The sequence below is a fragment of the Micromonospora sp. DT201 genome (assembly GCF_049841575.1).
Taxonomy (GTDB): domain Bacteria; phylum Actinomycetota; class Actinomycetes; order Mycobacteriales; family Micromonosporaceae; genus Micromonospora.
The window spans coordinates 413,580-433,338 of the sequence record NZ_JBNCKP010000003.1; the positions used below are offsets into that span (position 1 = coordinate 413,580).

The following is a 19,759-nucleotide window of genomic DNA, read 5'->3' on the forward strand; positions in this document are numbered from 1 at the left end:
TCTTGCGTTGCGTTGATCAGCCGGTGTTGCGCATCCCGGCGGCGATGCCGTTCACCGTGGTGAGCAGGGCCCGCTCCAGGGCGGTGCCGTCATTCGGTGCGCGTCGGCCGCCCGGAGCGGTGGCCACCGCCCGTCCGGCGGCGCCGGACTCCCGGTACTGCCGCAGCAGCGCCACCTGGAGATGGTGCAGTGGCTCCAGGTAGGTGTCGCGTACGGCCAGGGTGCGCTGGAGCACCGGCGAGTTTTCCAGCAGGGCTGGTGAGGCGGTCACCGCCAGCACCTCCCGCTTGGTCAGCTCGTACTCCTGCTCGATCTGTTCGAAGATCGGGTGCAGCTTCTTCGGCACCAGCGTCTCGACGTACCGGCGGGCGATGCTCAGGTCGGTCTTGGTCAGCATCATCTCGACGTTCGACAGGAACGTGCGGAAGAAGTGCCAGTTGCGGTGCATCTCGGCCAGCACGTCCGCCAACCCGGCCTCGCGGGCGGCGGCCAGCCCGGAGCCGACGCCGAACCAGCCCGGCACGATCTGCCGGGTCTGCGTCCACCCGAACACCCACGGAATGGCCCGCAGGCCGGACAACCCCGCGCCGGTGTTCGGGCGCTTCGCCGGCCGGGAGCCGATGTTCAGCGCACCGAGCAGTTCGGTGGGGGTGGACGCCCAGAAGTACGCCGGCAGGTCCGGGTCCTCGACGAGCGACCGGTAGGACTTGTACGCCGACTCGGAGACCACGTCCATCGTCGCGTCCCAGCGTTCCAGCATCTCGGCCGGCTGCCGAGGTGCCGTGTGCAGCAGGGTCGCCTGGAGCACCGCGGCGAGGGTGAGCTCCAGGTTCTCCCGGGCCAGTGACGGCAGGGTGTACTTGTCGGAGATCACCTCACCCTGCTCGGTCACCTTGATCGCGCCGTCCATCGTGCCGTACGGCTGGGCCAGGATCGCCTCGTGCGTCGGCCCGCCGCCGCGCCCGACGGTGCCGCCCCGGCCGTGGAACAGCCGCAGGTGCACCCCGTGCCGGGCGGCCACGTCGCGCAGCGCGCGCTGCGCCCGGTGGATCGACCACTGGCTGGTGGTGATCCCGGCCTCCTTGTTCGAGTCGGAGTAGCCGAGCATGACCTCCTGCACGTCGCCTCGGGCACTCACCAGCGCCCGGTACGCGGGCAGCGACAGCAACTCGTCGAGGAGTTCGCCGCCGGCGTTCAGCTCGGCCGGGGTCTCCAGCAGTGGCACGAACCCGATCCGCGCCCGCCCGCTGTGCGCGTCCACCAGGCCGGCCTCGCGGGCCAGCACCACGGCGGCCAGCACGTCGTCGACGCCCATGGTCATCGAGATGATGTACGACTCGATCACCTCGGTGCCGAACCGGTCCTGGGCCTCCCGGATGGTGGCGAACACGTCGAACGTCTTGCGGGTGGGCTCGGAGAGCGGAGTGTCCAGGGTGGACAGCGGCCGGCGGCCGGTCAGCTCGTCAGCGAGCAGTTTGGTGCGTTCCAGCCGGGTCAGCGCCGGATAGTCGGAGACCTCGCCGACGGCCTCGTAGAGCTGGGCGAGCACCGCGTGGTGTGCCTCGGCGTGCTCGCGGACGTCCATGGTGGCCAGGTGCAGGCCGAACGCGGAGACCGTACGGATGGTGGAGGCCAGCCGGCCGACGGCGGTGAGCTGCCCAGAGTTTCGGGCCAGCGACGCGCGCAGCAGATCCAGGTCGGCGATCAGCTCGGCGGAGCCCCGGTAGTCCCGGCCTGGCACGTGCGCGGTGCCCTGCCGCAACCTCTGCCGGGTGTTGGCGAGCTTCGCCTTCACGCAGCGTGCCTTGAGTCGGTACGGCTCCTCCGCGTTGACCCGCCGGAACCGTGCCGCCACCTCGGGCAGCGCGTCCAGATCAGCGGCGAGGCTTGCGGAGAGGTCCAGGGACACCCCGCGCAGCCGGCGGGAAACCGACACCTCGTTGATCAGGTGGTCCATCGCCTTCTCGGTGGCCGCGATGCCGTGCTCGTGCTGAATGGTCAGCACCTCGCGGGTGACCGCCGGAGTGACGAACGGGTTGCCGTCGCGGTCGCCGCCGATCCAGGTGCCGAAGCTCAGCGGCCGGGCCGTCGGTGACGTCTCCACGCCGAGCGTGCGCAGCGTGTCGGCCAGGTCGTCGAGCACCTGCGGGGCGGCCTCGGCGTAGAGGTCGCGCAGGTAGTAGATGGCGTTGCGGGCCTCGTCGGTCGGGTCCGGCCGGTCGAGTCGCAGCTCGTCGGTCTGCCACATCAGGTCCAGCAGCTCGGCCAGACGGCGGTTGGCCGGGCCCTCATCGCTGGCGCCGTAGAGGATCGCGTTTGCGGTTTCGGTGTCCAACTCGTCGGCGATCGCCCGCAGCTTGGACAGGATCGAGCGGCGGGCCGCCTCGGTCGGGTGCGCGGTGAAGACCGGCCGCACCGCCAGCCGACGTGCCGCGTTGGCGATTTCCTCGGCCGGCACCCCGCGCTCGGCGATCATCTTGGCTGCCTGGTCCAGCCAGCCGCCCTGCACCGCGCGGCGTCGGCGCAGATCCCGCGCACGGTGCACCTGCTCGGTGATGTTGGCCAGGTGGAAGTAGGTGGAGAAGGCGCGGGCCAGCTTGGTGCCGGTGGTCACGTCGAGGCCGCCGAGGCGCTGGGCGGCCGCCGGGACGTCGCTGCGGACCTGGGCTCGGATCTCCTCGACGAGGTCGAGCAGCGGGCGGCCCTCCTGGCGGGCCAGGGTCTGCCCGAGCAGGGTGCCGAGTCGGCGGATGTCGGCGCGCAGCGCGGCGTCCGGGCCGTCATGGTCGTGTTGGTCGATCACGATGCGCTCCCTTACGTGGGTACGAAGGACAGCGCTGTCCGACTTACTGGATGGTATCCGCGCGGACCGGATCTCTGGAGGGCCCTCGGGTGATCCACTGTCCTCGAAGTGGCGTTTTCCGACGTGATCTCAGCCACCGTCCCGCGCCGACCCCAAGCCGGAGGCAGGTCGATCGGGCGGCTTTCAAGCGGATTAATCGGGTAGCAAATGCCTGGTCGGCTCGCTAGCTTCTGATCATGGTGTCGCTGCGCTACCCCCCGAAACCGCGGCCGGGCGACCGGGTCGCGGTCGTCTCCCCCTCCGCCGGCCTGCCCGCCCTCTTCCCCCACGTGTACGAGTTGGGGCTGCGCCGGCTGCGCGAGGAGTTCGGCCTGGAGCCGGTGGAGTACCCGACCACCCGGGTCCTCGGGGCGGACCCGCGTGACCGGGCCCGTGACCTGACCGCCGCGTTCGCTGACCCGAGCATCACCGCCGTGCTGGCCACGGTCGGCGGGGACGACCTGATCACGGTCACCCCGCACCTCGACGACGACGTGCTGCGGGCCAATCCGAAGCCCTACTTCGGCTACTCCGACAACACAAACGTGCTCAACCACCTGTACCGGCTGGGCATCGTCGCGTACCACGGCGGCTCGGTGCTGGTGCACCTCGGCCGGCCGGGCGCGCCGCACCCGCTGACCTTCGACTCGCTGCGCGCCGCCCTGTTCGGCTCCGACTGGTACGACCTGACCCCCGCCCCCGCCTGGGGGGACCGGCCCAACCCGTGGACCGAGCCCGAGACGCTGGCGTACGAGCCGGAGATGCTGCCCGGCGAGGGCTGGCGCTGGCAGGGGCCGGAACGGGTGGTGCAGGGGCGCACCTGGGGTGGCTGTCTGGAGATCCTGCACTGGCTGATGGCCACCGACCGGGTGCCGACCGCTGCCGAGCTGGACGGGTCCGTGCTGGTCTTCGAAACCTCCAACGAGATACCCAGCGCGCAGGAGGTGTTCCGGATCGTGCGGAACATGGGGGAGCGAGGGCTGCTCGCCGCCTTCCCGGCGATCGTCGTCGGCCGGCCGAAGGCGTGGGACTTCGACCGGCCGCTGTCGGTGCCGGAAAGGTCGGCGTGGGGCGTGGCCCAGCGGGAGGCGATCACCCGCGCCCTCACGCCGTACAACCCGGACGCGGTGGTGGTCTTCGACGTCGACCTCGGTCACACCGACCCGCAGTTGATCATCCCGTACGGCGGCGAGATCCTGGTCGACGCGGTCGACCGCCGGATCGCGGTGCGTTACTGACGCGTTCGGCGCGTGGGGCCTCCGGGATTGACGGCGGTCTCAGGGGTTGACGGCGGTCTCAGGGGTTGACGGCGGCGAAGGCGCGAACGGGGAAGGTGCCCATGCCGCTCACCATCGGTGGGGCGGCGGTGAACCGGAACCCGCTCGGCGGCAGCGCGCCCAGGCCGGTCAGGTGCTCCACGACCGGGATACCGGCGGCGAGCAGTGTGCTGTGCGCCGGGCGTACGCCGCCGGCCGCCGGGCCCATGTCGTCGATGTTGATCGAGTCGATGCCGACCAGGGCCGCGCCGGTGTCGGCCAGCGCCTGGGCGGCGTCCCCGGTCAGGTACGGCGCCTCCGGCCCGCCGTACCGCTCGGTGCCGAAGTGCACATCCCACCCGGTGTGCAGCAGCACCGCCCGCCCGGCCACCTCGTACGGGGCCAGCATCAGCCGGTCCACACTGCGGGTGCCGGCCGGCACCCGGACCACCACCCCGGGTAGGTCGGCGAGCCGGTCCAGCGACACCCCGGCCAGGTCGTCGCCGCCGGCCCAGCGGTGGGCGGGAGTGTCCAGGTACGTGCCGGTGTTGGCGATCATGTTGATCCAGGCCACGTGGAACTCGGTGCCCGGCGCGTACCGCTCGCGGGATGCCGCGAAGGTCAGCCAGTCGGTGATTTCCGGCGCCGGCCAACCGGGCAGGGTGATCATCCCGTCGCTGATCACATGACTCAGGCGTCGCTGGCCCCGTCGGCGGTCGCGCGAACGCCCTCGCCAGTGGGTAAGCGCCGCCCGGTCGGGGAAGATCGCGCTCGATCCAGGAAGGAGTGCGTTCCCCCGGCTTCGAGGCCACTACATCCTGGACTGAGCATGATCTTGATGGCGATGCACGCTGGCGGCAGTGCGAGCGGCCATCCCGGGGGCGGCTACGTGTGCGCTGGCCGGCAAGATCCGCACAACATCGGGGTAGTTGCTGCCTCCCGGGTCCCGGAAGCAGCAGATTCGGGGAAGTTGCGCGGATCTTGGGACGGGCGTAAGGCGCGGGGTAGCGCGTGATGCATGACGTGGCGCGTGCGGCGCGCGGGGCGGCCGTGAGGTGCGTAGGACGCGGGAGGTGCGACCGCGACACGTACCTGGGCGGAAGGGGGTGCGTGTCGGTGGACGGGGATAGGCTGGTCGTCGTGCACCCCCCGTCCGTCCTGGACGCGGGGTGATCGTCGTGCCATCCGTGGGAAGTGATCTCGCATGCTCACCGGTCTGTTCACCGCTGCCCTGGCCGATCCCGGGCTGACCCGGGCGCGCGACCTGGCGCGCTCCGGTGCCGCCCAGGTCGACGGCCTCGACATCACCGCCCCGGCGGCGCTGCGCCCGTTCGCGGTGGCCGCCGTCGCGGCCGATTCCGACGGCGGCGGGGCCGGGCGACCGGTGCTGGCGGTGACCGCCACCACCCGCGAAGCCGATGACCTGGCCGCCGCGTTGGGCGGGTTGCTGCCGGCGGAGCAGGTCGTGGTCTTCCCCTCCTGGGAGACGCTGCCGCACGAGCGGCTCTCCCCGCGCTCGGACACGGTGGGTCGGCGGCTGGCCGTGCTGCGCCGGCTGGCGCACCCGGAGGCGTCCGATGCGCACGGCCGCACCGGGCCATTGCGGGTGGTCGTGGCCCCGGTGCGTTCGCTGCTCCAACCGCAGCTCAAAGGGCTGGGTGATCTGGAGCCGGTGCAGCTCGCCGCAGGCGAGGAGGCCGACCTGGAGGAGGTCGCCCGCCGTCTGATCGACATGGCGTACGCCCGGGTCGACCTGGTCACCAAGCGCGGCGAGTTCGCGGTGCGTGGCGGCATCCTGGACGTCTTCCCGCCCACCGACGAGCACCCGTCCCGGGTCGAGTTCTGGGGCGACGAGGTGGAGGAGATCCGCACCTTCGCGGTCGCCGACCAGCGGACCATCGAGCAGGTTCCGCTGCTCTGGGCACCGCCCTGCCGGGAGTTGCTGCTCACCCCGTCGGTCCGCGACCGGGCCGCCGCACTCGCCGAGCAGCACCCTGAGCTGGCCGAGATCCTCGACAAGCTGGCCGAGGGCATCCCGGTGGAGGGGATGGAGTCCCTCGCTCCGGTGCTGGTCGGCCCCGACTCGCTGGAGTTGCTGCTGGACGCCATGCCGGCCGGCACCCACGTCCTGCTGTGCGACCCGGAGCGGATCCGCACCAGGGCGCACGACCTGGTGCGTACCTCGGAGGAGTTTCTGCAGGCCAGCTGGGCCGCCGCCGCAGTCGGTGGCCAGGCCCCGGTGGACGTCGGCGCCGCAGCCTTCCGGACCCTCGGGGAGGTCCGCGCCGTCGCGGGCACGCTCCGCCAGCCTTGGTGGACGCTGTCCCCGTTCGGTCTGGTCGAGGCGGAGACCGCCGAGACGCGGCAGCCCTGGGAGGACGCACCGGAACAGGGCTCCGTCACCCCGGACGACGCCATTGCGGTGACCCTGTCCGCTCAGCCGGCCCCGCTCTACCACGGCGAGACCACGCGGGTGGTCGACGACCTCAAGCGCTGGGCCGGCGAGGGCTGGTCGATCGCGCTGGTCTTCGAGGGGCACGGCCCCGCCCAGCGGGCGGTGGAGGTGCTGCGCGACGCCGGGCTGGGCGCGCGGCTGACCGAGGACGTGCCGAGTGCGCCCGTCCCCGGCGAGTTGGTGGTCACCTGTGGGGCGTTGAGCAGCGGGTTCGTCGACGAGGCGTCCCGCTTTGTGCTGCTCACCGGCAACGATGTGACGGGTGGTCGGGGCACCTCGACCCGGGACATGCGCAAGATGCCGAGCCGGCGACGCAACACCATCGACCCGCTGGAGCTCAAGGCCGGCGACTTCGTGGTGCACGAGCAGCACGGCATCGGCCGCTACGTCGAGCTGGTGCAGCGCACGGTCAACGGTGCGAGCCGCGAATACCTGGTCATCGAGTACGCGGCCAGCAAGCGGGGCCAGCCCGGCGACCGTCTCTTCGTCCCCACCGACCAGCTCGACCAGCTCTCCCGCTACGTGGGCGGCGAGCAGCCGACCCTGCACAAGATGGGCGGCTCGGACTGGCAGAAGTCCAAGGCCCGGGCCCGCAAGGCGGTCCGGGAGATCGCCGCGCAGCTGATCCAGCTCTACGCCGCCCGCAAGGCGTCCAAGGGTCACTCGTTCGGCCCGGACACCCCGTGGCAGCGGGAGCTGGAGGACGCGTTCCCCTGGCAGGAGACGCCGGATCAGCTCGCCGCGATCGACGAGGTCAAGCGGGACATGGAGCAGACCGTCCCGATGGACCGGCTGATCTGCGGCGACGTCGGCTACGGCAAGACCGAGATCGCCGTCCGGGCGGCGTTCAAGGCGGTGCAGGACGGCAAGCAGGTGGCGGTGCTGGTGCCGACGACCCTGCTGGTGCAGCAGCACTACAACACGTTCGCCGAGCGGATGAGCCAGTTCCCGGTGCAGATCCGACAGCTGTCCCGGTTCCAGACCGCGAAGGAGACCGAGCGGACGCTGGAGATGGTCGCCGACGGCACCGTCGACATCGTCATCGGCACCCACCGGCTGTTGCAGACCGCCACCCGCTTCAAGCAGCTGGGGTTGGTGGTCGTCGACGAGGAGCAGCGCTTCGGCGTCGAGCACAAGGAGCACCTGAAGACGCTGCGCGCGTCGGTCGACGTGCTGAGCATGTCGGCCACCCCGATCCCGCGCACCCTGGAGATGGCGATCACCGGCATCCGGGAGATGTCCACCATCGCCACCCCGCCGGAGGAGCGGCACCCCGTGCTCACCTTCGTGGGCGCGCAGGACGACCGGCAGGTGGCCGCGTCCATCCACCGCGAGTTGCTCCGCGACGGGCAGGTCTTCTACCTGCACAACCGGGTCGAGTCGATCGACCGGGCGGCGCGGCGACTGCGGGAGCTGGTGCCCGAGGCGCGGGTCGCGGTGGCGCACGGCCAGATGACCGAGGACGCCCTGGAGAAGGTCATGGTCGGCTTCTGGGAGAAGGAGTACGACGTCCTGGTCTGCACCACGATCGTCGAGTCGGGCATCGACATCCCGAACGCCAACACGCTGATCGTGGAACGGGCCGACCTGCTCGGCCTGGCCCAGCTGCACCAGATCCGGGGCCGGGTCGGCCGGGGCCGGGAGCGTGCCTACGCCTACTTCCTCTACCCGCCGGAGAAGCCGCTCACCGAGCACGCCCACGAGCGGTTGGCGACCATCGCCCAGCACACCGAGCTGGGTGCCGGCATGTACGTCGCGATGAAGGACCTGGAGATCCGGGGCGCCGGCAACCTGCTGGGCGGCGAGCAGTCCGGGCACATCGAGGGCGTGGGCTTCGACCTGTACGTGCGGATGGTCGGCGAGGCGGTTTCCGCGTTCAAGGGTGAGCGGCCGGAGGAAGAAACCGACGTCAAGATCGACTTGCCGGTCGACGCGCACCTGCCGCACGACTACGTGAGCGTGGAGCGGCTGCGCCTGGAGATGTACCGCAAGCTCGCCGAGGCGCGCGACGAGGACCGGCTGCGCGAGGTGATCGCCGAGATGACCGACCGGTACGGCGAGCCGCCGGCACCGGTGCAGAACCTGGTGGAGGTGGCCCGGTTCCGCCTGCTGGCCCGCCGGTACGGCCTGACCGACGTGTCCATGCAGGGCAAGCACGTCCGTTTCGGGCCGTTGCCCTTGCCGGATTCGAAGCAGCTGCGGCTCAAGCGCTACCACCCGGACTCCGTCTACAAGCAGGCAACCGACCAGGTCAGCGTGCCCCGGCCGACCACCCGTCGGGTCGGTGGCGAGCCGCTGCGTGACCAGGCGCTGCTCCAGTGGTGCGCGCAACTGCTCTCCGATGTGTTGGGTGCCCCCGCCCCGCTCGCCGTCGCGGCGGGCTGAGGCGGGGCCCGGGCTGAGGTGGTGCCCGGGCTGAGGTGGTGCCCGGGCTGAGGTGGTGCCCGGGCTGAGTTGGGTTCGGGGTGAGGTGGGGGCCGTCACAGCGTGGGAGAGGGCATGAGAGAGTGACGGGCATGCGTGCTCGCCGTGTGATCGCCGCCGCCAGCGTCGCGGCCCTGGGTGTCCTTTCCCTCGCTGCCTGCGGTAAGTCCGCACCAGGCGTTGCCGCGTTCGTCGGTGACACCGCCTATTCGGTGAAACGGATCGATGCGATTCACGCCGAGGCGCAGGCGAAGTACGAGACGACCGTCCGGGCGGCGTTCCAGCAGCAGAACGGGCCGTCCGCGTCCCCCTCGCCGGAGATGCTCCAGATCGGCGCGACCCCGCAGGACATGCTCAACCTGCTCGTCGGGATCGACCTGGCCAAGCGGATCGTCGCGGAGAAGAAGATCCCGGTGCAGGACCAGCTCAAAGCCGAGGAGTTGGGTGAGAGCTTCGGGGCCCCCGGCACCGAGTACGCGAAGCTCGCCGCCGACTGGTACGACCTCTTCCTCTCCCTCCAGGCGGGCCTGCCGCCGGCCGAGCTGACCGATGACCTGCGCGCCACCGTCTACGACAAGATGGTGGAGGGCAAGGTTGCCCCTCCCGGCTGGACGGTGGAGCAGCAGCGTGAGGCGTTCGCCAATCCGGACATTGCCAAGCAGGTGGCAGCGGTGGTGGCCCTCAGCGCGGCGTTCCAGGATGAGGTGAAGCGGGAGGATGTCTCCCTCAACCCTCGTTACTCCGCGTTGGAAATTCCGGCCCTGCTAGAGGTGCCCAACAGCGGCTACGGCAGGTACAACCTGCCCTACCTCGAACAGGACAACAGCACGGTCACTGACATCTCCACCCCGGCTCCGGTGCCATCGACCGCTGGTCCGGACGCTGGCCCGGACGCTGGCCCGGAGGCTGGCCCCGACGCTGGCCCCGGCGCTGGCCCGGATGCCGGCCCCGGCGCTGGCCCGGACGCCGGCCCAGGCACTGAGGGCACGGCAAGCTGAGCATGACGGCACGGATCGTCCTTCTGGTCACCTCACCTCGGCTGCCAGCTGGCCTGTTGACCTCCGCAGCCTGGGATGTCGTACGCCAGCACCCGGTGTTGACCGGCGCGGAGAGCGAGTTGGCCACGGCCGTGCGCCAGGCGGGTGCCGAGGTGACCGTTGTGGACGGCCCGGCGACGCAGCCGCTCCTGGATGCGGTGGAGGCGCACGGCGCGGTGGTGTGGCTGGCTGGCCCTGCGGGCGACGAGGCGCTGGCCCGGGAGTTGGGTCTGCGGCTGGCCCGGCAGCCCGGGTTGGCCGAGATGGAGTTGATGTACGGCTCGTGGGATCCGCCAGGCGCCCGGCTGCTCGACGCGGTGGCCGTGCTGGACCGCCTGGCGTCCCCCGGCGGCGACCCGTGGAAGCGGGCGCAGACGCACCGTAGCCTCGCCGGGTACCTGCTGGAGGAGAGCTACGAGGCGTACGACGCGATAAGCGCCGACGACACCGACGCTCTGCGCGAGGAGTTGGGCGACGTGTTGTTGCAGGTGGTCCTGCACGCGCGGCTCGCCGAGGAGTTGCCCGAGGACGAGCGCTGGACGATCGACGACGTGGCGGGTGGCCTGGTCGACAAGATGATCCGCCGCAATCCGCACGTCTTCGCCGGTGCGGAGGCCGGCACGCTGGACGAGATCACCGAGAACTGGGAGCGGATCAAGCGCGCGGAGAAGGCCCGGACCTCGGTGCTGGACGGCGTGGCCCTGAGCCAGCCCGCCCTGGCCCTGGCGGCGCAGATCCTGGACCGCGCCGCCCGCGCCGGCCAAGCGGTCCCGCCTCCACTGGCCGACACCCAGGTAGATCCGGAGGCGCGGCTGGGCGCCAGCCTCCTGGCAACGGTCGCAGCAGCCCGCGAGGCGGGTATCGACCCGGAAGCAGCCCTCCGCCGCGCAACCCTGGCCTACGCCGAAGCCGTCCGCGCCGCCGAACCCCCACCCCCACCCGCCAGCCCGCGTTGATCAAGAGGTTTGCGTCAAGATTCGGCTCGCACCTGACGCAAACCTCTTGATCAACGCGACCGTGCCGGGGCATGGCGGATTTGGGGGTGGGCGGTGGGGTGGTCGGTAGGGTGGGCGGGTGGAAGCGTTTGGGGTGCTGGCTGAGCGGGTTGTCGAAGCGTTGCTGGAGTCGCGGCCGGGGGTTGCTACCGCGGCGGGGGATCACCGGTTCGACGACCGACTGCCGGACCTGTCCGCCGATGCCGTGGCCGCCGACCGGGCGATGCTCTCCGACGCGGCCAACGCACTATCCGAACTGGACCCGGACTCGCTCGACGTCGACGAGCAGGTCGACCACGCGCTGCTCACCTCATTCGTGGATCGGGAGCTGTTCGAGCTGACCGAGATCCGGTCGCACGAGTGGGATCCGCTGATCCACAACCCCGGCCCGCTGCTGCATGCGCTGATGGCCCGCCCGTACGCCCCCGCGGAAGCGCGGCTTACCCAACTGGCTGGCCGGCTCGCCGCCGTACCGGATGCTCTCGCCACCGCCCGCGCGACGCTGCGGGACATGCCGCGGATCCACGCGGAGACGGCGGTCGGGCAGTTCACCGGCACGGCCGCGCTGATCCGCGACGAGCTGCCGGCGCTGCTCGCCCAGGCGCCGAGCCAGCTCGACCGGGTCGAGCCGGCGGCAACTGCGGCGATCGCGGCGTTGGAGGAGTTCGTCGCCTGGCTGCGGGTCGGCCTGGCCACCGACAGCGGTCCTGGCCGTGACCCGCGACTGGGCCGCCGCCGCTGGGAGGCTCGCCTCTGGCACACCCTGGACACCGAGTTGGGCGCCGCCGAAATCCAGCGCCGCGCGTGGGCCAACCTGGACCGGGTCACCGCCGAGATCCGCGAGGCGGCCGTCGAGCTGGTCGGTGGTCCGGCCGACGATGCGGCCGTACGCCGGGCGCTGGACGTGCTTGCCGCCGAGCACCCGAACGACGGGACCATCGTCGATCTGGCCGGGGTGACCCTGGACGAGGCCACCGACTTCGTCCGCGCGCACGACCTGATCACCCTGGTCGACGACAAGTGCGTGATCCAGGAGATGCCGGAGTTCGCCCGGGGTGTCGCGGTGGCGTACTGCGACTCGCCTGGCCCGTTGGAGACGGCGGCCGTGCCGACCTTCTACTGCATCGCGCCCACCCCTGCGGACTGGCCGGCGCACAAGGTCGAGTCGTTCTACCGCGAATACAACGACCACATGATCCGCAATCTGACGGTGCACGAGGCGATGCCGGGGCATTTCCTCCAGCTCGCGCACGCCCGCCGCTACGTCGGTGGCACCCGGGTCCGGGCACTGGCCGAGTCCGGCCCGTTCATCGAGGGCTGGGCGGTGTACGCGGAGGAGTTGATGGTGGGGCTCGGCTTCGGCGGCCTGCCGGTGCGGTTGCAGCAGCTCAAGATGCAGCTGCGGATGACCATCAACGCATTGCTCGACCAGTTGGTGCACGCGGAGGACCTGCCCGAGGCCGAGGCGATGGCGCTGATGACCGGGCGCGGCTTCCAGGAGGAGGGGGAGGCGGCCGGCAAGTGGCGCCGGGCGCAGCTCACCTCTACGCAGCTCTCCACGTACTTCGTCGGGTACAGCGAGGTCGCCGAGATCGCCGCAGCCCGCCCGGACGGGGTGTCGGTCCGCGACTGGCACGACGCGATGCTCGCCCACGACTGCCCGCCCCCGCGCCACCTGCGCACCCTGCTCGGTCTCTGAGAACGCGCGACCCCGCTCCCCGCTCAAGATCCACACAACGTCGCCGATGTTGCTGTATCCACCGCGCGGAAAGCAGCAACATCGGCGAACCCGTGATGATCTTGAGCGCCGCCGTGCCGCGCACGGTTCCGGGTGCCGGGTCGGTCACGAGCCGCCGGGGCGACGGTCCACGACAACGGCGCTGGCGGGCGGGTCGAACGCGCTTGTGTCGACCGTTGCGGAGTAGCGGCTCAGCGCCAGGTCCATCGGCTTGCCATCGACCGGCCCCGTGAAGCTGCCGAGGACGCCCTCGGTGGTCACGCAGGCGGTGAAGTCGCTGGAGAGGCTCTGCACCTCGACGCAGGCGGCGTGGTGCCCGGCCACGGTGGTGTCGCTCTGCTTGATGACCGCCTCGGGGTCGAGCGCGGCGGCGGTCAGCAGCCCGACCACCACCGGCGGCGTGACGAGGCCCTGCTGGTTGGCCTCGCCGAAGAGCGTCACCGTGGGCTTGCTGCCCGGGGTGGGCGGGGAGACCAGCGTGCACTCGGGGCGGGCACCGGTCGTTGCGCACCGGGTGATGGCCTCCGGGGTGACGGTGAGCCGCCCACCCGGGTAGGTGTACGCGGACCGGGCCGGGTCCTGCGCCTGCACGATCGCGGCGATCTGGCCGCCGGGGAGTTGGTAGTCGGCCGAGTAGGTCAACTCCAGCGCCCGGTCGAGCCGGGCGGCGAGGTCGTTGACGAGTTCCGAGCGACCCATGGCGACTCCGGCGTCCTCGAATGTCTGACAGCCGGTGACCGTGAGCGACGCGATGACCGACACGGCGAGCATGCGGAGGGTGGTCGAGGCGGCGGGCATGGCGAACAGCCTGGTGGATTTGGTCCGCGCAGCGCAAACCCGTTGCCGGTTGACGCCCGGAAATCCGGGAATGTCCGTCAGTGCGAGGCAGCGCGGGTGCGCGGGCGACGCCGTGCCCGTTCGCGCGGCCCGATACGCTGCGTTCAACACCTGCCTCAGCCGCACCGTCGCGGCCCACCCACGGACCGGATCACAACAACGAGGAGCGACTTAGTGGCAACCATCGAGGGAATCGTCGCCCGGGAGATTCTCGACTCGCGGGGCAACCCGACGGTCGAGGTCGAGGTCGGTCTGGACGACGGCACGGTCGCCCGCGCCGCCGTACCGTCCGGTGCCTCCACCGGCGCCTTCGAGGCGATCGAGCTGCGCGACGGTGACGCCGACCGCTACCAGGGCAAGGGCGTGGAGAAGGCGGTCTCCAACGTCGAAGACAAGATCGTCGACCAGATCATCGGGTACGAAGCCAGCGAGCAGCGGTTGATCGACCAGAAGATGCTCGACATCGACGGCACCGACAGCAAGTCTGAGCTGGGCGCGAACGCCATCCTCGGGGTCTCCCTGGCCGTGGCGAAGGCCGCTGCCGGCAGCGCCGAGCTGAGCCTCTTCCGTTACCTGGGCGGCCCGAACGCGCACCTCCTGCCGGTGCCGATGATGAACATCCTCAACGGTGGCGCGCACGCCGACTCGAACGTCGACATCCAGGAATTCATGGTCGCACCGATCGGCGCGCCCACCTTCCGTGAGGCGCTGCGTTCGGGCGCGGAGGTCTACCACGCGCTGAAGTCGGTGCTGAAGAAGAAGGGCCTGTCGACCGGGCTCGGCGACGAGGGTGGCTTCGCGCCGAACCTGCCGACCAACGCGGCGGCCCTGGACCTGATCGCCGAGGCGGTCGAGAAGGCCGGTTACCGGCTCGGCACCGACATCGTGTTCGCCCTCGACGTGGCGGCCACGGAGTTCTTCGACAACGGCACCTACACCTTCGAGGGTGCCGCGAAGTCCGCCGAGGAGATGAGCAACTACTACACCAAGCTGGCTGGTGACTACCCGATCGTGTCGATCGAGGACCCGCTGGCGGAGGACGACTGGAGCGGCTGGCAGACGCTGACCGCCTCGATCGGCGACCGGGTGCAGATCGTCGGTGACGACCTGTTCGTGACCAACCCGCAGCGCATCGCCCGCGGCATCGCCGAGAAGTCGGCCAACGCGGTCCTGGTCAAGGTCAACCAGATCGGCTCGCTGACCGAGACCCTGGACGCGGTTGACCTGGCCCACCGTGCCGGCTTCAAGTGCATGATGAGCCACCGCTCCGGCGAGACCGAGGACACCACCATCGCCGACCTGGCGGTGGCCACCGGCTGCGGCCAGATCAAGACCGGCGCGCCGGCCCGCTCGGACCGCGTCGCGAAGTACAACCAGCTGCTCCGGATCGAGGAGGAGCTGGGCGACGCGGCGCGCTACGCCGGCGCTGGCGCGTTCCCGCGCTACCGTTCGGCCTGAAGCCTCGGGGGAGGGGTGTAGCGATGCAGCAGCGCCGCACACCGGGTGGTCAGCGTCCCGCCCGCCGGCCGGGTCAGTCCGGCCGGCCGGGTGGTGGCCGGACCACCCGGGGATCGGTCCGTGAGGCCGGCGTACGCGCCGAGCCGCGCGGCGCCGCTGGTCGGGCGCCGGGTGCGGCCCGGGGCGCCGACGGCGTTCGCTCCGCGAACCGTCCGGCCGCCGCTCGGCGTACTGCCGCCGGTGGTGCCGTCAAGCGGCTCGCCGCACCCCACCCACGTCGCTTCACCGGTCGGGCCACCGTGCTGTTCGCGGTCCTGATCGCGCTCGCACTGGCCTACACGTACCCGGTCCGGGTCTACCTGGACCAGCAGGCCGACATCGAGCGGATGGAGGCGGCCCAGGCGGTGCAGGAGGCGGAGATCGCCAAGCTCGCCGCCGAGGCCGCCAACTGGAACGACGACGAATACATCAAGACGCAGGCTCGGGAGCGGTTCTTCATGGGCCGGCCGGGCGAGAAGATGATGGTGGTGCTGCACGACCCGGAGGGTGCCGCCCGGGACGCCGGGAAGTCGGCCGGTTCGGCCGCCCCGACCGGGCCGGTGACCTGGTATGACACGCTCTGGTCCAGCGTGCAGGCTGCGGACAGCCAGCAGCCGGGCAAGTGACCCACCGACCAGCACACCAGGAGAGATGGGCACCGTGACTGTCGTACCACCGTCAGAGTCGGCGGCGGATTCCGTACCTTTGCCGCAGCGCGAGCCGGCCACCGAGGCCGACCTGGCCGTGGTGGCCGCGCAGCTAGGCCGGACGCCCCGTGGCACCCGAGCGGTGGCCCACCGTTGCCCGTGCGGTCTGCCGGACGTGGTGGAGACGACTCCCCGCCTCGCCGACGGCACCCCCTTCCCCACGCTCTACTACCTGACCTGCCCCCGGGCCACGGCGGCGTGTAGCCGGCTGGAGTCGGCGGGGCTGATGAAGGAGATGGCGGACCGGCTGACGACGGATCCTGAGTTGGCCGCGCACTACCGTGCCGCGCACGAGGACTACCTCGCCCGCCGGGAGGCGGTCGGCGAGGTGCCGGAGATCGCCGGTATTTCGGCCGGCGGTATGCCGGGCCGGGTGAAGTGCCTGCACGTGCACCTGGGGCACGCGCTGGGCGCCGGCCCCGGGGTGAACCCGTTCGGTGACGAGACGTTGGAGCTGGTCGAGCCCTGGTGGACGGCTGGCCCGTGCGTGGACGTGCCGGCGGGCGAATGAGCGCGCAGGCCGGGTCCTCGGCACCCGAGAGTCAGATCCTGGTGCGGCGGGCCCGCACTGGGGATGTGCGCGGCATCCGGCGGCTTGTCGACACCTACACCGACGACCGGCGGCTGCTGAGCAAGGCCACCGTCACGCTCTACGAGCAGGTGCAGGAGTTCCGGGTGGCGGTCCGCGCCGATGACGGCGTCGTGGTGGGCTGCGGTGCGCTGCACGTGATGTGGGAGGACCTGGCCGAGATCCGTACGGTCGCTGTGGATCCGGCCTGTCGGGGCCAGCGGATCGGGCACCGGCTGGTGGGCGAGCTGATCGACGCGGCCCGGGAGTTGGGTGTGGCACGGATCTTCGTGCTCACCTTCGAGACGCAGTTCTTCGGCGCGTTCGGTTTCCGCGAGATCGATGGCGCGCCGGTGCCGCAACCGGTGTACGAGCAGCTGCTGCGCTCGTACGACGAGGGTGTCGCGGAGTTCCTGGATCTGGAGCGGGTCAAGCCGAACACGTTGGGCAACACCCGGATGCTGCTGCGCCTGTAGTCAGGCCTTGCGGGGGTGGGCGGCGAAGAACTCCCACATCAGGTCGGTGGCCGACAGCCCTGCGGAGGAGTCGGCGAGCGAACCGGTCGTCGCCCCCGGCCAACTGTGGCCCATGTCGGCGATCGTGTAGACGCTGACCTCGCTGCCGTCCGCGCAGCCCGCCACCGTGTGCGTCACACCCGCCACACCGGACGCCTTCGGGCTCGGCCGGCAGGTGAGCCGCTGCTGCCACCCCGTCGGGGTAGGCGACAAGCGCGTTGTCCTTGTCAGCCTTGGCGTTCAGGCCAGCCAACTCCTGCATGGAGGTGGCGGAGCCGGGGTAGTAGTGCAGCGCAATGATCAGCGCGGCCGGCCGGCTCGGGTCGTAACCGGGTGGTGCGTGCAGCAGGTAGGTGCGGTCGAGCCCGTTGTGGCTCAGGGTGAGGTCGTGGTCGCCGCCGCCGGGCGCTCGCCGGCCACGGAGGGTGTGGCTGGCGGGGTCGACGAGGGCCGCCCCCGCTCACCACGGGCCGCGGCGACGATCATGAGGCAGAGCCCCGTCAACACTGCCACCGATCGCCGCACGTCGGCCTCCCCCCGTCGACCCCGCGTCCACACTGGAGGTGGTGCGCTGACGGAGCAACCCTTTCGGTCCTGAGCGAAGGCAGGCAGGCTGTCCCCCATGCTTCGCCTCCAGCTCGGGTCGGCGGACCTCTGTCGGGTGCGGTTCGCCGACCGGTTGCACCCGGTCGGCACCGCACTGTTGGCCGGTCAGTGGCTGCGGGACCCGACGGTCGCGGCGATGGCACCAGCGTTGGCCGAGCGGGCTGCGGCGGTCGGGAGTACGGGCGCCGCGCAGGCCGCCACTGCGATGCTTCAGCACCTGCTGCCCGCCCGGGGACGTCTGCCGGACTTCGTCACCCCCTTCGCCGGCCGGGAATCGATCGAGGCTGGCCTGGAGGCGATCCGGGCCACCCCGGCACAGAGGATCCGCGCCGAGGCCACCGCCGCGTACGCGCAGGCGGCCGTGACCCCGCTGCGGCAACGGTTCGCGGCCGCCGACCCGGAGGTGTTGGACCTGTTCGGCGGGGCTGTCCGCACCTGGTTCGACGCGGTTCTGGCACCGCACTGGTCCGATCTGGTGTCCGCGTACCGCCAGCAGGTGACCTGTGCCAGCCAACGGCTGGCGCAGCATGGCCTGGACGGCCTCTTCGCCGGGTTGCACCCGGCGATCCGGTGGCGTGAGCCGGTGCTGGAGGTGCGAACGTGGTGGGACGGGGATCTGCTCGGTACCGGCCACGGGCTCATCCTGCTGCCCTCCCCGTTGGCCGGGCCCCGCCCCCGGGTGCTGGTCGAGCCAGGTCACCCGATCCTGCTCGTCTATCCGGCGGTAATGGTTGCGCGCGGTGCCACTGCCGGGGCCGATTCACTCGGTCGGCTGCTCGGCGTCACCCGGGCGCTGGTGCTGCGCCGGCTGGCGGCCGAAGGCGGGTTGACCACCACCGTGCTGTCCCGGGCCGTCGGGATCAGCCTCTCCTCGGCCTCGGAGCACGCCACCGCGTTGCGGTCTGCCGGCCTGGTGGCCAGCGAGCGCGAGGGCGGGGCCGTTCGGCATCACCTGACAGTGCTCGGCGCGGAGCTGTTGAGGGGCTCGTCGGGCGACTCGTCCGAGGGGTGGCTGCCGTCCGACCAAGCCGCAGGGTGGCGTTCTGTCCTGCCGTAAGGTTGCTGCCGTGACGACGCGTGTGGCGGCCATCGACTGCGGGACCAACTCGATCCGACTGCTGGTCGCCGACCTGCCGGAGGAGTCGGCGGGTTCGCAGACGCCGCTTGTCGACCTGACCCGGCGGATGGAGATCGTCCGGCTCGGGCAGGGTGTGGATCGCACCGGCCGGCTGGCACCGGAGGCGATCGAACGGACCCGGGTGGCGCTGGCGTCGTACGCCGCGGACATCGAGAAGCTGGGCGCCGAACGGGTGCGGATGTGCGCCACCTCGGCCTCCCGGGACGCCGCCAACGCCGCCGACTTCACCGAGATGGTGCAGCGCACCCTCGGCGTCGCGCCCGAGGTGGTCACCGGCGACGAGGAGGCCCGGCTGTCGTTCACCGGCGCGGTGCGCGGGTTGCCGGCCGACGCGAAGGAGCCATTTCTGGTCGTCGACATCGGCGGCGGTTCCACCGAGTTCGTGGTCGGTGACCGGGCCGAAGGGGTGCGCGCGGCGATTTCGGTGGACATCGGCTGTGTCCGGATGACCGAGCGGCACCTGCCCGGCGACCCGCCAACGCCCGAGCAGGTCGCGGCGGCGCAGGCCGACATCGCGGCTGCGGTGGACCGCGCGCTCGCCGTGGTGCCCGGCCGCGAGGCGGCCACCCTGGTCGGCCTCGCCGGGTCGGTCACCACCGTGGTCGCCATCGCTCAGGGCCTGCGGGAGTACGACCCGGAGCGCATCCACCACGCCCGGGTGTCGTACGAGACTGTCGCTCAGGTGACCGCGGAGCTGCTGGGTCAGACCCGTGAGCAGCGGTTGACGGTCCCGGTGATGCACCCGGGCCGGGCTGACGTGATCGGCGCGGGCGCGCTGGTGCTTCGCGTGATCATGGAGCGGGCCGGGATGCCGTCGGTGGTCGCCTCGGAGCACGACATCCTCGACGGCATCGCCTGGAGCCTCCAGTAGGCCAAAAGCGCAGCGCATGACCTTGATCGACTCCAGCTCGCCGACATAGCGGTATCCGGCCAACCGGATACCGCAACATCGGCGATCCTGTGTCGATCTCTATCCGGGCTGCGGAGCTTTGCTTGATCAAGCTCAATCCGCATCCGCATCCGTATCCGGCCGACCTGTTCGCCCGATTCGTGGGGCTGGACGGCCAGGGGGTCCGACGCTGATTCGACCGGCTTCTGGCACCCCTGGTCTGGCAGCCAGGATGTCAGACGGACGACAGTCAAG

At 71.3% G+C, this 19,759-nt stretch carries 15 protein-coding genes; 11 read left to right on the forward strand and 4 right to left on the reverse strand.

Annotated elements, in window-relative coordinates; genetic code table 11:
- Window positions 1–16: 16 nt before the first annotated feature.
- Window positions 17–2,803: a phosphoenolpyruvate carboxylase gene (gene ppc / locus ACLQ28_RS08960; RefSeq protein ID WP_425685712.1), complete on the reverse strand. Its 2,787-nt coding sequence runs from the start codon at window positions 2,801–2,803 to the stop codon at window positions 17–19.
- Between the two features lie 236 nt (window positions 2,804–3,039).
- Here ppc and ACLQ28_RS08965 point away from each other — a divergent pair, with 236 nt between their 5' ends.
- The gene (locus ACLQ28_RS08965; RefSeq protein WP_425685713.1) at window positions 3,040–4,080 is read left to right on the forward strand and encodes a S66 family peptidase; all 1,041 of its coding nucleotides are present in this window, start codon (window positions 3,040–3,042) and stop codon (window positions 4,078–4,080) included.
- Between the two features lie 58 nt (window positions 4,081–4,138).
- Here ACLQ28_RS08965 and ACLQ28_RS08970 read toward each other — a convergent pair whose 3' ends face one another.
- Complete coding sequence (locus ACLQ28_RS08970) at window positions 4,139–4,783, reverse strand: cyclase family protein (RefSeq protein ID WP_425685714.1); 645 nt, start codon at window positions 4,781–4,783, stop codon at window positions 4,139–4,141.
- Window positions 4,784–5,302: 519 nt separating this feature from the next.
- Here ACLQ28_RS08970 and mfd point away from each other — a divergent pair.
- The 4 genes from mfd to ACLQ28_RS08990 all read left to right on the forward strand — a co-directional run bounded on the left by mfd (window position 5,303) and on the right by ACLQ28_RS08990 (window position 12,708).
- Window positions 5,303–8,938: a transcription-repair coupling factor gene (gene mfd, locus ACLQ28_RS08975; protein WP_425685715.1), complete on the forward strand. Its 3,636-nt coding sequence runs from the start codon at window positions 5,303–5,305 to the stop codon at window positions 8,936–8,938.
- Between the two features lie 131 nt (window positions 8,939–9,069).
- Window positions 9,070–9,975 (forward strand): hypothetical protein, encoded by a 906-nt coding sequence (locus ACLQ28_RS08980; RefSeq protein WP_425685716.1) that lies wholly within the window; start codon window positions 9,070–9,072, stop codon window positions 9,973–9,975.
- 2 nt (window positions 9,976–9,977) lie between these two features.
- On the forward strand, window positions 9,978–10,970 hold the full coding sequence (locus ACLQ28_RS08985) for a nucleoside triphosphate pyrophosphohydrolase (protein ID WP_425685717.1): 993 nt from the start codon (window positions 9,978–9,980) through the stop codon (window positions 10,968–10,970).
- Window positions 10,971–11,088: 118 nt separating this feature from the next.
- Window positions 11,089–12,708, forward strand: coding sequence for a DUF885 domain-containing protein (locus ACLQ28_RS08990; protein ID WP_425685718.1), 1,620 nt, complete (start codon window positions 11,089–11,091; stop codon window positions 12,706–12,708).
- A gap of 144 nt (window positions 12,709–12,852) precedes the next feature.
- On the opposite strand, the gene ACLQ28_RS08995 is transcribed toward ACLQ28_RS08990, so the two are convergent.
- Window positions 12,853–13,545: a hypothetical protein gene (locus ACLQ28_RS08995; protein WP_425685719.1), complete on the reverse strand. Its 693-nt coding sequence runs from the start codon at window positions 13,543–13,545 to the stop codon at window positions 12,853–12,855.
- Window positions 13,546–13,758: 213 nt separating this feature from the next.
- On the opposite strand from ACLQ28_RS08995, the gene eno reads away from it, so the two are divergent.
- From eno to ACLQ28_RS09015, 4 genes are read left to right on the forward strand one after another with little or no spacing between them, the layout of a single operon-like run.
- Window positions 13,759–15,042 carry a phosphopyruvate hydratase gene (gene eno / locus ACLQ28_RS09000; RefSeq protein WP_357098953.1) on the forward strand — a complete coding sequence of 428 codons (1,284 nt, stop codon included), beginning with the start codon at window positions 13,759–13,761 and terminating at the stop codon, window positions 15,040–15,042.
- Between the two features lie 23 nt (window positions 15,043–15,065).
- Window positions 15,066–15,707 carry an FtsB family cell division protein gene (locus tag ACLQ28_RS09005; RefSeq protein ID WP_425685720.1) on the forward strand — a complete coding sequence of 214 codons (642 nt, stop codon included), beginning with the start codon at window positions 15,066–15,068 and terminating at the stop codon, window positions 15,705–15,707.
- Window positions 15,708–15,741: 34 nt separating this feature from the next.
- A complete protein-coding gene (locus ACLQ28_RS09010) occupies window positions 15,742–16,299 on the forward strand; it encodes a DUF501 domain-containing protein (protein WP_425685721.1) in 558 nt (185 codons plus the stop codon).
- Window positions 16,296–16,832 carry an amino-acid N-acetyltransferase gene (locus ACLQ28_RS09015; RefSeq protein WP_425685722.1) on the forward strand — a complete coding sequence of 179 codons (537 nt, stop codon included), beginning with the start codon at window positions 16,296–16,298 and terminating at the stop codon, window positions 16,830–16,832. The genes ACLQ28_RS09010 and ACLQ28_RS09015 overlap by 4 nt, the downstream gene beginning before the upstream one ends.
- Here the strand turns inward: ACLQ28_RS09015 and ACLQ28_RS09020 are convergent, their stop codons facing one another.
- Window positions 16,833–17,084: a hypothetical protein gene (locus tag ACLQ28_RS09020; RefSeq protein ID WP_425685723.1), complete on the reverse strand. Its 252-nt coding sequence runs from the start codon at window positions 17,082–17,084 to the stop codon at window positions 16,833–16,835. It lies immediately after the preceding gene.
- Between the two features lie 409 nt (window positions 17,085–17,493).
- Here ACLQ28_RS09020 and ACLQ28_RS09025 point away from each other — a divergent pair, with 409 nt between their 5' ends.
- Together ACLQ28_RS09025 and ACLQ28_RS09030 are read left to right on the forward strand one after the other, a co-directional pair.
- Window positions 17,494–18,534 carry an ArsR/SmtB family transcription factor gene (locus tag ACLQ28_RS09025; RefSeq protein ID WP_425685724.1) on the forward strand — a complete coding sequence of 347 codons (1,041 nt, stop codon included), beginning with the start codon at window positions 17,494–17,496 and terminating at the stop codon, window positions 18,532–18,534.
- Window positions 18,535–18,556: 22 nt separating this feature from the next.
- The gene (locus tag ACLQ28_RS09030) at window positions 18,557–19,486 is read left to right on the forward strand and encodes an exopolyphosphatase (protein ID WP_425685829.1); all 930 of its coding nucleotides are present in this window, start codon (window positions 18,557–18,559) and stop codon (window positions 19,484–19,486) included.
- The last annotated feature ends 273 nt before the right edge of the window (window positions 19,487–19,759 follow it).